Below are 16,005 nucleotides of genomic sequence, written 5' to 3' on the forward strand. Positions count from 1 at the left end.
GAATTCGAGGCAACGGAGTTCCGTGCCCCGAGCAATCCGGTCGAAGAGATCGTGGCCTCGGTGTTTGCCGAAGTCCTGGGCGTTCCACGAGTCGGGTTGGACGACGACTTCTTCGATCTCGGCGGAAACTCGCTGATCGCCACACAGGTCGTGGCCAGGTTGGGTCAGGCACTTGACGCCCAGATTCCGGTGCGGATCATCTTCGAAGCGTCGACTGTCGGACTGCTGGCGTCGCGGGTGCTCGAACATGCCGGTTCAGGTTCGCGGGCACAGTTGGTGGCGCAGGAACGGCCGTCGCAGATTCCGTTGTCGCTCGCTCAGCAGCGGATGTGGGTTCTCAACCAGATCGACCGCAGGTCTGCCGCGTACAACATCCCGGTCGCGATCCGGATGTCCGGCGATCTCGACGTCGCAGCATTGCAGTCGGCCGTCTCCGACCTTGTTGCTCGCCACGAGATCCTGCGGACGTTCTATCCCGATCTCGGGGACGGCCCGACGCAGTCGATTCAGTCGAAGTCGGCAGCCGTTGTCGACATGGCCGTGCTGTATGTCGGCGAAGACACGATTGGGGCCGAGGTCGCGAAGGTCGTCGGTCAGGGCTTCGACGTCACTGCCGGTGTTCCGCTGCGCGTTCGCCTTTTCCAGATCACGCCCACCGAGCATGTCCTGATCGTGGTGGTCCACCACATCAGCGGCGACGCGTTCTCGATGGCGCCGATGATCCGAGACACGATGGTCGCGTACACGGCGCGTACCGGGGGAGCGGCACCCGAATGGGCTCCGCTCGAAGTCCAGTACGCGGATTACACGTTATGGCAGCGCGACGTTCTGGGTTCCGAGGGCGATCCGGACAGTGAACTGTCGACGCAGCTTGCCTACTGGACGCAGGAACTCGCCGGCGTTCCCGAACTTCTGGAACTGCCGACGGACCGTCCTCGTCCGCCGACGCAGTCGATGAAGGGTGCGGACTTCCTGTTCACTCTCGGCGCCGACTCCACGCGTCGAATCGCGGAAATCGCGCGCGAGCAGAACTCGACCGTGTTCATGGTCGTGCATGCCGCGTTCTCGGTGCTGCTGTCCAAGCTCAGCGGCTCGAACGACATCGCGATCGGTACACCGGTGGCGGGCCGCGGCGAGCGAGTCCTCGACGACCTGGTCGGTATGTTCGTCAACACGCTGGTGTTGCGCACGCAGGTGAAACCGGCAACCACGTTTGTCGACCTGCTGCAGCAGGTGAAGGAGAAGGACCTCGCGGCGTTCGGAAACGCAGACGTGCCCTTCGAGCGTCTGGTCGAGCAGGTCGGCCGTGAGCGCTCACAGGCATACTCACCGCTGTTCCAGGTGATGCTGACGTTCCAGAACATGGCACTTGGCACGTTTGCGCTGCCAGGGCTCGAACTGTCGGCGGTGGACGACGGATTCGACTCGGCGATGTTCGACCTGCAGCTCACCGGAATCGAGGAGTTCGACGAGCACGGAGCGCTGTCCGATATCCGGATGCGATTCACCTATGCAACCGATCTGTACGACGCCGCAACCATGGAACTGTTCGCAACCAGGTTGCGGGCCGTGGTCGACGCCGTTGCCGCAGATCCGACGGTGGTTCTGCGGACCATCGACATCGTGACGGACTTCGAACGCGCGCTGATCGAGGCAGCCGAGCCGAAAACGGCCGCGGACCTTCCGGACCTCGCAGCAGCGGCCGCCGCAGCAGATCCGACGGCGGTTGCCTTCACACACGGAGACACGGTGGTGACCTTCACACAGCTGGCCGAAAAACTGGCTGTGATGAAGCAGACGATGGGTGCGGCGCTCACTGCCGACGCGTTGGTCTCGGTTTCGCTGAACGGTCTGGTTCCGGGCATTCTTCCGGCACTGGGCGCCGACGGTATTACCTCGCTCGTCGAGTCTTTGATAACTGACGCGCAGGCCACGCTGGGGAAGGGTTCCGGTACGGACGGGTAATATGCAGTATTTGCCCCATGGGCGTTGATCTGTACGACCAGTCGTGCGTTGGATCTGCGCCGTGCTGTCGTCAGTTGGAGGAAGTGTTGATGTCCGTCGGTATGCCGGGACCACAGTCGCTGACGATCGAGGACCTGCCGAGATTGATCGCTGCAGTAGTCGAGGCGGAGCCCGACCGGACAGCGCTTGTTCATGCAGACGCCGAGGTCACCTACGAACGGTTGCACTCGGAACTGACCACACTCGACTCCGCGATGGGTGGTGCGCTCGGCCCGGACGCACTCGTACCCGTCGTGATCTCCACGCTGCTGCCGGAGTTGCTCGCCACACGAGAGGGTGGCCTCGAATCCGTCGTCGGTGCGCTCATCGCCGACGCGACTTCCGTCGTTGCTTTCGAGGCTCCGTCGGTCGTCGAGTCGACTCTCGTAAGTCTGTTCGAGGAGCAGGTCGCGCGTACCCCCGATGCCGTCGCCCTTCGTTTCGGCTCCACGGCGTCGACCTACGCGGAATTCGATCGCCGGGTCAATCAGCTCGCCCGCGAGCTCGTCGCCCGTGGCGTCGGACCGGACACACTCGTCGGCCTGGGTATCCGTCGGTCCGTCGAACTGCTGGTTGCGATGTACGCGATCGTCAAGGCCGGTGGTGCGTACGTACCACTCGATCCAGACCATCCCGCTGAGCGTCTGGCGTATGTGATCGACGTCGCCGCGCCCGTCCTCGTGCTCACGACGTCAGTGGACGCGGTCGGCATTCCCGAAAACGTCGATGTACTGCGGATCGATGACATCGATGTCTCGGCGCACTCAGGCGCGCCGCTTGCCGACGGTGACCGGCTGTCACCGCTGCGCACCGACAATCTTGCGTACGTGATCTTCACGTCGGGTTCGACCGGCAGGCCCAAGGGCGTCGGTGTGTCACACGAGGCAATCGTCGCCAACCTCCGATGGAGGCAGAGCGAATATCCCTTCACCGACGAAGACGTCATCCTGCAGAAGACGCCGTTTACGTTCGACGTGTCGGTGTGGGAGTTCTTCTGGCCGTTGCAGGTCGGCGCTTGCCTCGTGATCGCGAAGCCGGACGGGCATCGTGATCCGGCCTACGTCGCAGCGACGATGATCGAGTACGGCGTCACCGTTGTACATTTTGTCCCCTCGATGCTCGCGGTCTTCGTCGCTGAACCGCGCGCTTCCGAGATCACCTCGCTACGTTACGTTTTCGCCTCGGGTGAAGCGCTTCCCGCCCAGACCGCCGCGCGGCTGCGCGACGTCAGCACCGCGGAACTGCACAATCTGTACGGACCGACCGAGGCAGCCGTCGACGTCACGTACTACGCAACCGGACCGCAGGACGAGGTCTCCATTCCGATCGGCCGTGCTGTCGCCGAAACAGAGCTACTCGTCCTCGACGACGCACTGCGTCCAGTACCTCCCGGCGTCCCCGGCGAGCTTTACCTCGCGGGGGTCCAGCTGGCCAGAGGGTATGTCTCCCGCCCCGATCTGACGGCGGATCGGTTCGTCGCGCATTCCACCTCGGACGGCGAGCGCATGTACCGAACCGGCGACCTGGTCCGATGGCGCGGTGCCGGCGCCGACCGCCTGCTCGAGTACCTCGGCCGCACCGACTTCCAGGTGAAGCTGCGGGGACTGCGCATCGAACTCGGCGAAATCGAATCAGCGCTACTCGACAACGATGCAATCGCACAGGCGGCCGTTCTCGTCCGCTCCGATGCGGCTTTGGGCGACAATCTGGTGGCATACGTGGTTCCCGCATCGGGAGTTGTGCTCGACACCGACGCTCTTGCACGTGAATTGGGTGGACGCCTGCCGGACTACATGGTGCCGTCGCTGTTTGTCGAACTCGAGGCGTTTCCGCTCAATGCCAGTGGCAAGCTGGACCGCAAGGCGCTGCCGGCGCCCGAGTTCACAGCGCAGGTTGTCGAATACCGGGCAGCGAGTACGCCGGTCGAGAAGACGTTGATAGCGATCTTTGCCGACTTGCTCGGCCGCGACGATCTCGGCATAGACGACGGGTTCTTCGACCTCGGGGGCAATTCACTGCTCGCGACGCGAGTGGTGGCGCGCGCGAACGCCGAACTCGGCGTGGAACTCGACATGCGAGCTTTCTTCGATGCTCCTACGGTATCCGAATTAGCTTCTCTCGTAGGCGATTCTGCTGGCCGCGGTACGAAGGCTCCTCTCGTTGCACAGGAACGTCCCGACCGGATCCCGCTTTCGCTTGCGCAGCAGCGTATGTGGTTCCTCAACCGCTTCGACTCGACCTCGGCAGTCGATCACATCCCAGTCGTTCTCCGGCTGACCGGAATGCTCGATGCCGCTGCGCTCCGTTCGGCGATCGATGATCTCGTCGAGCGGCACGAGAGCCTGCGTACTGTGTACCCGGAGGTCGACGGCGTCGGCTACCAGCAGATCTTGACCGTCTCCGACGTGGAGCTCGATCTGTCGCCGGTCGCTGTGGCCGAATCCGAGATCACCGAGCGTGTCATCACGGAGATCACCGGGGGATTCGACGTCACCTCACAGGTGCCGTTGCGGGTCAAGCTCTTCCAGGTGGCCGCGTCGGAATACGTCCTTGTATTCGTCGTCCACCACATCAGTGGTGACGGCTTCTCGATGGGCCCCTTGGTGCGCGACGTCGTGACCGCTTACGCGAGTCGGGCGGCTGGCAGCGCACCCGAATTCACGCCGCTGGACGTGCAATATGCAGACTTCTCGATCTGGCAGCGAACAGTCCTCGGCAGCGAGCACGACGCGGAATCGGTGATATCGCGCCAGATCGATTACTGGACACAGCAGCTCGACGGGCTCCCCGAGCGGCTAGACCTGCCGATGGATCGACCCCGCCCGCCCGTCGCGAGTTATCGCGGAGCGTCGCACACGATGACTATCGGTGCGGACGTACTCGCGCGCCTCGAGTCGATTGCGCAGGCGAACAAGGCCACGGTGTTCATGGTATTGCACAGCGCAATCGCCGTGCTGTTGGCGCGTTTGTCCGGAACCACTGACATCGCGATCGGCACCCCGGTGGCGGGTCGTGGCGATCGCGCACTCGACGACGTCATCGGCATGTTCGTCAACACCCTGGTGCTGCGTACCGAGATCAATCCGGCAAGTACATTCGACGAGCTGGTGAACCAGGCACGGATTGCAGACCTCGATGCATTCGGTAACGCTGACGTCCCGTTCGAGCGCCTGGTAGAGGTGCTCGACCCGGCACGCTCGCAGGCACACAATCCGCTGTTCCAGGTGATGCTCGCGTTCCAGAACCTCGGCCAGAAAACACAAAGTGGCGCAACGCTCGGCGGCCTCGAGGTAAGCGGTTTCGAGCTCGAGTCCGCAGTCGCCAAGTTCGACCTCCAGTTCACGGTGTGGGAAGACATCGAGTTCGGCGGGCTGTCAGTCGTCATCGATTATGCGCGTGACCTTTTCGATGCCTCGACCATCGAGACGTTCGGTTCCAGGCTGTCCGTATTGCTCGGTGCGGTCGCTGCCGATCCGGCCGTTCTCGTCGGCGAGATCGATCTGTTCGGCGCCGGCGAGGCAGCCCGCGTGCTCGACTGGTCGGTGGGGCAGCGTGTGTCGATCGGCGACAGATCGCCACTTGCACTCTTTGCCCGGCATGTCAGTCGCGACCGGTCGACGGTTGCCGTCGTGGCCGATGATCGGACCCTCACCTACGGGGAACTCGATGCGCGGTCGTCGGTGCTCTCTCAGGACTTGCTCGCTGCGGGTGTGGGAGCGGACGACGTGGTTGCGCTGGTGCTGCCCAGGTCGTGGCAGTGGGTAGTGGCAATGCTCGCGGTGTGGAAGACCGGCGCCGGTTACACACCAATCGATCCCACGTTGCCGACCGAGCGCGTGAATACATTGCTCGAAGACACCAGTGCCCGCGCGGTGATCGCGTCCGGCGGCGTCCAGACGGCGCTCCCGGTGCTGCGGGTCGAGAGCACTGATGGGGCGGAATCCGGCGATTCTGTTCCGGAATGGGTGGACCATTGGCGTGAGCGGGGCGCAGGTGAGCGCGTGGGATACGTCATCTCGACCTCTGGTTCGACGGGTCGGCCCAAGCCCACGGTCGTACCGATGGCGGGCATCGAGAATACGACAGCCTGGTACCGATCCGAACTTCCGGACGCCGCTGGTGTGGTCGTTGCGTCGTCACCGAGTTTCGATCTCACGCAGAAGAATGTGTGGGGACCGCTTACCAGCGGTGGCAGTGTTCACGTCGCCGCAGCGGGGTTCGACCCCGCCGAGATCCTTCGCGCCGTCTCCGACGACGACGTCCAGGTCGCGAACATGTCGCCGAGTGCATTTGATGCACTGGTCGATGCCGACGTGGACGGCGTCCTCGAATCGCTCGACGTCGTGTTCCTCGGTGGTGAGCCCATTCAGGTTGGTCGGCTCAAAGATCTGATGGCCGCCGGTGTGCGCGTCGTCAACAGTTACGGCCCCACTGAGGCCTCCGACGTAGTGTCCTTCCAGGAGGCGGCACCGGGAGACGTCAACGGAGTCCCCATCGGGATTCCAATTCCGAATATCGAACTCTACGTGCTGGATTCGCGCCTGCAGCTGGTCCCGGCCGGAGTGGTCGGTGAGCTTTACGTGGGAGGTGTGGGAGTCAGCCGCGGATACGGCGGACGCTTCGACCTTACTGCCGAGAGGTTCGTGGCGAATCCGTTCGGGTCGGCAGGCTCGCGGCTGTACCGTACCGGAGATCAGGTCCGGTGGAACGGTTCGGGAGAGCTGGACTATCTGGGCCGCACCGACTTCCAGGTCAAAATCCGTGGACTCCGAATCGAACTCGGCGAGATCGAAGGGGCCCTGGTGGCACTCGATTCGGTATCGGCTGCTGTCGTGGTGGTACACAAGGACAGCCTGGTCGGAGACCGCCTGGTGGCTTATCTGGTACCAGCACACGGGGCCGACGTCGACATCGCGGCGATACGTTCGACCGTCGCGGCGCGTCTGCCTGACTACATGGTGCCGTCCGCGTTCGTGGCGATCGAGACGGTTCCATTGAACGCCAACGGAAAGGTCGATCGGCGGGCCCTGCCCGAGCCGACGTTCGCGACACTGTCATACCGCTCTCCGACCACTGTGGTCGAAGAAACTGTGGCCCAGATCTTTTCGGATGTTCTGGGTGTAGCTCAGGTCGGTCTCGACGACGACTTCTTCGAACTCGGCGGCAACTCGTTGATTGCCACGCGAGTTGTCTCACGGCTCGGTCAGTCCTTGGACACCGTAGTGCCGGTACGACTGCTGTTCGACGTGTCGACGGTCGAGGCCCTGGCCGCACGACTGAGCACTCATACCGGCGACGCGGGGCGGATGCCTCTCGTCCCGCAGGAGCGTCCCGAGCGAGTCCCGCTGTCGTTGGCGCAGCAGCGAATGTGGTTCCTCAACCGGTTCGAGCCGGAATCCGGGGTCGACAACATTCCGGTCGCCGTGCGGTTGACCGGTCCGTTGAACACGGCGGCTCTTGCGGGGGCCGTGCGGGACCTGATCGACCGTCACGAAAGCCTACGCACGATCTATCCCGAGATCGACGGCGTCGGTTACCAGCAGGTTCTCGGTTCGGCGGCAGTCGATCTCGATCTGTCACCGGTTGGAGTTCCGGCCGAGGCTGTGGAACTCCGTGTGCGGGAGCTGATCCAGCCCGGATTCGACGTCACGGTCGAGATCCCTCTCCGTACCGCGCTCTTCCAACTTGCCGACGATGAGTACGTGCTTGTCTTCGTCGTCCATCACATCAGCGGAGACGGTTTCTCGATGGTGCCGTTGGTACGTGACGTGGTGACAGCGTATGCGGCGCGATCGCACGGGCGTGCGCCGTCCTGGTCGCCGCTGGCTGTCCAGTTCGTCGACTACACCCTGTGGCAGCGTGAGGTGCTCGGCAGCGAGGACGATCCGCACTCGATCATCTCGGGCCAGGTCAACTACTGGAAGAGCCGGCTCGCGGGAATCCCGGATCAGCTGGACCTGCCGACCGATCGGCCACGTCCAGCCGTAGCAACGAACGGTGGTGCAGAGTACCAATTTGCCATCGAGCAGGGCGTCGTCGATTCCCTCGACCGAATTGCGCGTGAGCATCAGGCTTCGCGATTCATGATCGTGCACAGTGCATTCGCCGTGATGCTGGCGCGCCTGTCCGGCACCTCCGACATCGTGATCGGTACTCCGGTCGCGGGGCGTGGTGAGCAGGAACTCGACGATGTGATCGGAATGTTCGTCAACACACTCGTGTTGCGGACGAACGTCGATCTGTCGCTGTCGTTCACGGAATTGCTTCGCAGCACGCGTGAGTCGGACCTGCAAGCGTTCGCGCATGCCGACGTGCCGTTCGAGCGCCTCGTCGAAATCATCAACCCGGAACGATCGCAGTCACGCAATCCGCTGTTCCAGGTCATGCTCACGTTCCAGAACGTCGCCCAGGGCAGCGACGAATCGGCCGACATCGACGGCGTCACGGTATCGGCCCTCGACGTCGATGCGTCCGTGGCGAAATTCGATCTGCAATTGACGATCACCGAGCATGACGGTGAACTCCGTGGACTCTTCACTTACGCAACGGATCTGTTCGACCGTAAGACGGTGGCCTCCTTCGTCCAGTATCTGACCGCGACTCTCTCGGCGGTCGCGGCTGCCCCCGCTGGGCCGGTCGGGGACGTCGACGTCGTCGGCGACTCCGATCTGGGGCTGGTCGTCGAGCGCTGGAACAGCACCGGTCACGATGTTCGCGATGTGACGCTGGTGGATCTGTTCGATGAACAGGTCGTCCGCTCTCCCCATTCGATCGCGCTGACCTTCGATGGGAATCAGCTGACGTATCTCGAATTCGACCGGCGGGTCAATCAACTCGCCCGCAAACTCGTGTCGGAAGGCGTCGGCCCGGATATCCTGGTCGGCTTGGCCATTCGCCGAAGCTTCGATTTGCTGGTGGCGATGTACGCGGTAGTCAAGGCCGGCGGCGGCTATCTGCCCATCGACCCCGATCAGCCCGTCGAGCGCAACGAATACGTCGTGTCGACTGCAGCTCCGATCTGTGTGTTGACCACAGAGAGAGATGGATTCGACGCTGAGGGAGTGCTGGTAGTCAGGATCGATACCGTAGACCTGTCCGGTTGTTCCGACGCACCGGTCACCGACGCGGACCGCCTCGGCCCGCTGCGAGGGGAGAACACGGCGTACGTGATCTTCACCTCCGGGTCGACGGGCAAACCGAAGGGCGTTGCGGTGTCACACCGCGCGATCGTCAACCGGCTGATCTGGATGCAGGCCGAGTACAGCCTCCTCGGCGACGACGTGGTCCTCCAGAAGACTCCCTTTACCTTCGATGTCTCCGTGTGGGAGTTCTTCTGGCCGTTGCAAGTCGGAGCTCGACTGGCGATCGCTGCCGTCGACGGCCACCGAGATCCGGCCTATCTGGCCGCGCTGATCGCGTCCGAACGAGTGACCACCATTCACTTCGTGCCGTCGATGTTGGAAGTGTTCCTCGCGGATACGGTTGTCACGAGGTCTTCTACCCTTACCCGAGTCTTCGCCTCGGGTGAGGCGCTCGCCCCGCAGGTGGCCGCGCAGTTCCGGACGGTTCTTCCCGGAACTGAACTGCACAATCTGTACGGACCGACGGAGGCCGCGGTCGACGTGACCTTCCATGAGGTGACGGACGCCGACACCACCACCATGCCGATCGGCGCGCCGGTCTGGAACACACGCGTTCTGGTACTCGACTCACGACTGCATCCGGTGCCCGTCGGGGTCGCGGGCGAGCTCTACCTCGCGGGAGTGCAGTTGGCCCGGGGGTACGTGGCTCGGCCGGACCTCACCGCGGACCGGTTTGTCGCCGATCCGTTCGGACCTGCCGGCTCACGCCTGTATCGGACCGGAGACCTGGTGCGATGGAATGCGTCGGGTGAGTTGGTATACATCGGACGTACCGACTTTCAGGTCAAGCTACGCGGACTACGCATCGAGCTGGGGGAGATCGAGTCGATCCTGCGTGATCATCCGTCGGTCGGTTCGGTGGTGGTTGCCGTCCGGAACGATCAACTGGTCGCGTACCTGACGGCGGCCGGTGAGTCTCTGATCGATTGGCTGGAACTGGAATCGATACTGGGGAAACATCTTCCGTCATACATGGTGCCCACGGCACATGTTGTTCTGGACGAACTGCCGCTCAACGCCTCGGGAAAACTCGACCGGAAGCAACTGCGCGATCCTGAGGTCGAGATCGCGGTCTTCCGGGAACCCGAATCTGTGGTCGAGGTCGAAGTTGCGCGTATTTTCGCCGACCTCCTCGGTATCGGTCAGGTCGGCTTGGACGACGACTTCTTTGCGCTGGGCGGTAATTCACTGATCGCGACGCAGATCGTCGCTCGACTCGGGCATGCACTCGACACCACTGTGCCGGTCCGCATCCTGTTCGATGCATCGACAGTGGAGTCGCTCGCGGCGCGAATCGACGTGCTCGTGGGGCGGGGCGGCCGTCCGCCGCTCGAACCACAGGAGCGCCCTGAGTTGGTTCCGCTGTCGATCGCGCAGCAGCGCATGTGGTTCCTGAACCGATTCGATTCGGCGTCCGGAGTGGACAACATTCCGATCGCGATCCGGTTGACGGGGGATCTCGACATCGAGGCCATGCAGGCAGCTCTTCGTGATCTGTTCGAGCGACATGAGATTCTCAGGACCACATATCCGGAAGTCGACGGTATCGGATACCAGCGAGTCCTCGACACCGCGGATGCACTGCCTGATCTGTCGCCAGTACGTATCCACGAGTCCGTCGTCACCGACCGGGTGGCGGAATACGTACTCGCCGGATTCGATGTCACTGCAGACGTGCCGGTCCGGGCACGTTTGTTCGATCTTGCCGACTCGCAGTACGTTCTGGTGTTCGCCATCCATCACATCAGCGGTGACGGCTTTTCGATGGGGCCGCTGGTCCGGGACGTCGTCTCGGCGTACGCCGCGAGGTCGCAGGGAATCGCTCCGACGTGGAAGCCGCTACCGATCCAATTCGCGGACTTCGCGCTGTGGCAGCGCCGGGTACTCGGTGTCGAGTCCGATCAGGGATCGTTGATCTCGAAACAGATGGAATACTGGAAGTCGCAACTGGACGGATTGCCCGTCGAACTGACCCTGCCGTCGGATCGGCCGCGTCCGCGAGTCGCTTCACACTCCGGTGCCGAGTACTGCTTCGATATCGAAGCGGCCATGCACGAATCATTGAATCATGTTGCGCGAGAACATAATGTGTCACTCTTCATGGTTCTGCACAGTGCGCTGGCCGTCCTGCTGGCGAAGCTGTCCGGCACCGCCGACATCGTGATCGGTACACCAGCGGCCGGACGAGGTGAACAGGCTCTCGATGATCTGATCGGCATGTTCGTCAACACTTTGGTCCTGCGGACCGAGGTCGACCCGGGCGAGTCGTTCACTGCACTCCTGTCGAAGGTACGGGACACCGATTTGGCCGGTTTCGAGAACGCTGACGTTCCGTTCGAGCGTCTGGTGGAAGCACTGGACCCCGAACGGTCGCAGGCGCGTAATCCGCTTTTCCAGGTGGGCTTTTCGTTCCAGAATCTCGGTCAGGGTGCGCACGGATCCGTAGAGATTCCGGGCCTGAGCATTTCCGGTGTCGACATTGCGCCGACGTTGGCAAAGTTCGACCTGCAGTTCACGGTCTGGGAGACTCCGGCTCAGGCGGGCGGGCTCACCTTCGCCGTCACCTACGCCACCGATCTCTACGACGAATCGACGATTGCAGGCCTCGAGTCACGACTGAACGCCGTGCTGACATCCGTCGTCGCCAATTCGTCAAATGCAGTCGGCGACATCGACATTCTCGGTGAGGACGAACGCCGGACGATACTCGAAGGGTGGGCCACGCCCGGGGCGGTCGTCGACGACTCGACCACTCTGGCCGGACTGTTCGATGCACAGGTGACCCGATCACCGAACGAGATTGCGGTGGTCTTCGGAGACGAGCGATTGACGTATCGGGACATCGATTCCCGCGCAAACTGTCTGGCCCGCACGCTGATCGATTCGGGAGTCGGATCCGAGGACCTGGTAGCGGTCCTCTTGCCGCGATCGGTCGATCTGGTCGTGGCGCTGCTCGCCGTCGTCAAGTCTGGTGCCGCGTATCTGCCGATCGATCCGAGCTATCCGGATGAGCGGATCGCATATACCCTTGCCGACGCGTCTCCGGTGTGTGCGATCGTCGCTCCGGATTCGCTGCGGGAACTGCCCTGCCCTTCTGTCTCGCCCCGGGACGCCGCAGCCGACTCCCGCCCCGTGACCGACGCAGACCGCGTGCGGCCTTTGCGTTCGAGAGACCTGGCGTACGTCATCTACACATCAGGATCTACCGGCCGCCCCAAAGGTGTTGCGGTCACTCATCGGAACGTTGTGGAGTTGTTCGCCAACGCGCAGACGGAATTCGCATTCGATTCCTCGGATGTGTGGACTTTGTTCCACAGCTACGCATTCGACTTCTCGGTGTGGGAGCTGTGGGGTCCGCTCATTCACGGCGGTGTACTCGTGGTCGTCGACTTCGAGACGTCGCGTTCGCCAGACCAGTTCAGACAATTGCTGACCACCGAGGGCGTCACGGTGCTCAATCAGACTCCGTCGGCTTTCTACCAGCTTGCGGAGGCGGACCGTGTTTCCGGAGGATCGGACGGTACCGCGTCGGATCTTGCGCTCCGGTACGTGATCTTCGGTGGCGAGGCACTCGATCTCGCACAGCTGACCCGGTGGTACGACCGTCATCCGGACGACTCGCCGCAACTGGTCAACATGTACGGAATCACCGAGACCACGGTGCACGTCTCTTATCTCCCGCTCGATCGTGCGAGCGCGGAGACCGCGACGGCGTCGTTGATAGGTCGACCACTCGACGGCCTTCGGGTGTACGTACTCGACGACCGTTTGCAGCCCGCTGCGATCGGCACGGCCGGCGAGATCTACGTCGCTGGCGGACAACTGGCACGCGGGTATCTGGGGCAGAGCGGATTGACGTCCGGGCGGTTCGTCGCGAATCCGTTTGCATCACACGGCGAGTCGATGTACCGAAGCGGCGATGTGGCGCGCTGGAACCGCGCCGGCCAGCTCGAATACCTGGGGCGTTCCGATTCGCAGGTTCAGCTTCGAGGTTTCCGGATCGAACTCGGCGAGGTCGAGACGGCCCTGCTCCGAGTCGGTGGTGTCGCCCGTGCCGTGGCCGTCGTCCGCAAGGACGCAGATCTGGGCGATCGGCTCATCGCGTACGTCGTGCCCGAGGCCGGTTCGGACCTCGACGCGAGCACGGTCAGCACAAGTGCGGCCGACTTCCTCACCGGCTACATGGTTCCCGACGCGACAGTGTTGTTGGACGCCTTGCCCCTCACGGTGAACGGGAAGCTCGACTCCGCTCGGCTGCCTGCACCCGTCTTCGCTTCCGCCGAATATCGAGCGCCGGTGTCCGACACCGAGAAGGCCGTGGCGACGGTATTCGCCGAATTGCTGGAGGTTCCTCAGGTCGGACTCGACGACGAGTTCTTCGAACTCGGTGGTAACTCATTGATCGCGACCCGGGCGGCGGCACGACTGAGCCGATCCCTCGACGCCACAGTCCCCGTACGGACTCTGTTCGACACCCGGACAGTCGAAGAACTCGCGAGCGCGATCGAAGTCCACGTCGGAACCGGTTCGCGAAAGCAGCTCGTTGCCCAAGATCGCCCCGAGCGCATTCCGCTGTCTCTGGCGCAGCAGCGTATGTGGGTGCTCAACCAGATGGACACCGACGCCTCGACCTACAACATCCCGATGGCGCTGCGTCTGGCCGGGCAGTTGGACGTCGATGCGCTGAAATTTGCTCTGCGTGACGTGATTTCGCGCCACGAGTCACTGCGAACGCTTTACCCGTCCGACGAGCTGGGGCCGGTGCAGCGGATCGTCGGCGCCGACCTCGTGCCCATGTTCGGGGAACCGACAGCGGTCCACGACGGCGCGCAGATGTACACGAAGGTCGTCGAATCGACGACCGCCGGATTCGATGTGTCATCGGAGGTTCCGGTACGTACTGATCTTCTCCAGATCGGAGAAGATCAGTACGTGTTCGTACTCGTCGCGCATCACATCGCGGCCGACGGGCAGTCGATGGGGCCACTGGCCCGCGACGTGATGGTGGCCTACGAAGCGCGTACCCGGGGCAGTGCACCATCGTGGAGCCCACTCCAAGTGCAGTACGCAGACTTCGCGCTGTGGCAACGCGACGTACTGGGATCGGTAGATGACGCGGGAACGATCGCCGCGCGCCAACTCGACTTCTGGCGCACAGCGCTCGACGATCTGCCTACCGATGTCGGCTTGCCGACAGACCGACCGCGTCCCGTGGTGCAGTCCGCCGCAGCGGGGGCAGTCCAGTTCACCGTCGACGCTGATGTCCACTCGCGACTGAGCGATATCGCCCGAGCGAAGAACGCCACGGTGTTCATGACAATCCACGCCGCACTGGCGGTCCTGATCTCGAGGTTGGGTGGAGGCTCCGACTTCGCGATCGGTACCGCTGTCGGCGGCAGGGGCGAGCGCGCCCTCGACGATCTCGTCGGTATGTTCGTCAACACACTCGCGCTTCGCACCACGGTCGATGCCGGTGCACGCTTCGAGGATCTCGTTTCGCATGTGCGCGACGTCGACCTGGCCGCGTTCGGCGAAGCCGATGTTCCTTACGAGGAAATCGTGGAGGCGCTGCCGCCTCGGGCGGGGGGCCTGTTCCAAATCGTCCTGTCGCTGGAACCGACCGCCCAGACCGAGTTTGCATTGGCAGACCTGACCATAGGCGCCGTCGACAGCGGAGTCCTGACCACGAAGTTCGACCTTCAGCTCACCCTGACCACCGCAGCGGACGGCCTCGGACTCTCCGGCCTGTGGCTGTATTCCGAGGACCTGTTCGACAAGACCACGGTCGAGTCGTTCGCACAGCGGTTCGTTCGTGTACTCGAGCAGGTCACCGACGATCCGACCAGGCAGGTCGGCGATCTCGATCTGCTGACCGACATGGAGAAGTCCGAGGTCGCCGGCGGCGTTCGCGAAGCCAGCGCAGTCGCGAGCACGACGTTGCTGCCTCAGTTGCTCGCCTCCGTCGTGGAAAGCGACCCGGACGCGCCTGCGGTGGTAACAGACGGCGAGGAGACCCCTTACGCGGCACTCGACGCGAAGTCTTCGCGTCTGGCTCGCCTGCTCATCGAGGAAGGTGCAGGTCCCGGCACTGCGATCTCCATCGGTGGTGGTGTCGATGCCGTGATCGCCTACTGGTCTGTGGTGAAGGCCGGCGCAGCCTTTACCGGGGCGCATCCGTCGGATCCGGCAAGCCTGACCCTGTCGAATGACTCCGACACCTCGACGCTGCTCTTGACGTCACCGGAGATCGAGTCTCGGCTGGCGACGATGTCGGATCGTCCGATCAGCTACGTCGATCGCGCCCGGTCGACAATGGCGGACGATCCGGCGATCGTCGACGGTGACCGAGTGCTGACGTACGGCGACCTGTCGGACTCTCTGGCGGAGCTGCGTAAGCGGTATTCCGTCGACTTCGAGTCGAGGTTGGCATTCGCCGGCGCGGTCGGCTCGCCGGAGCACTCGGTCGCGGTCCTCCTGGCGGCGTCAGCCGGAGCGGCTGTCGTCATTCTCGGTGACGACGAGGCAATCGAAGACTCACTTGCTGACGACTGGGTGACGCATGTGGTGCTTCCGGACGAGGTCCGCTCGGCCGTCGACCGAACCGACTTACCCGATCTCGAGTACGTCCTCGCAACGGGCGAACTACTCGGGTGGTGAGATCGGGCTTCGTCGGCGACCGTGCCAGTGGCCGAATTCATAGGTGATCGTGCCGTTGCCCGGATCGGTGTTACCGGCTGTAACAATGGGCGGTAGGGGTTGGATGTGTTGGGGGAACCCACTGATGCAATTGTGGGTTCCCCGGCGTCCAGTCTGGACAGACCGGTAGTGACAGTTCAGAAGTATGACGCGAAGGTGAGTT

2 protein-coding genes (1 of these 2 cut by a window edge) are annotated in these 16,005 nt (G+C 63.2%); both read left to right on the forward strand.

The window, feature by feature from the left end:
- Positions 1–1,965 carry the end of a non-ribosomal peptide synthase/polyketide synthase gene (locus GJB56_RS02125; protein ID WP_154606638.1) on the forward strand. 26,700 nt of this gene lie to the left of the window's left edge, so the window shows 1,965 of its 28,665 coding nt (coding positions 26,701–28,665); the start codon falls outside the window, past its left edge; the stop codon is at positions 1,963–1,965.
- 89 nt (positions 1,966–2,054) lie between these two features.
- The gene (locus GJB56_RS02130; protein ID WP_113684471.1) at positions 2,055–15,803 is read left to right on the forward strand and encodes a non-ribosomal peptide synthetase; all 13,749 of its coding nucleotides are present in this window, start codon (positions 2,055–2,057) and stop codon (positions 15,801–15,803) included.
- Positions 15,804–16,005: the final 202 nt, after the last annotated feature.

Origin of the sequence: Rhodococcus sp. AQ5-07 (assembly GCF_009707305.1) — a bacterium.
Classification (GTDB): domain Bacteria; phylum Actinomycetota; class Actinomycetes; order Mycobacteriales; family Mycobacteriaceae; genus Rhodococcus_F; species Rhodococcus_F erythropolis.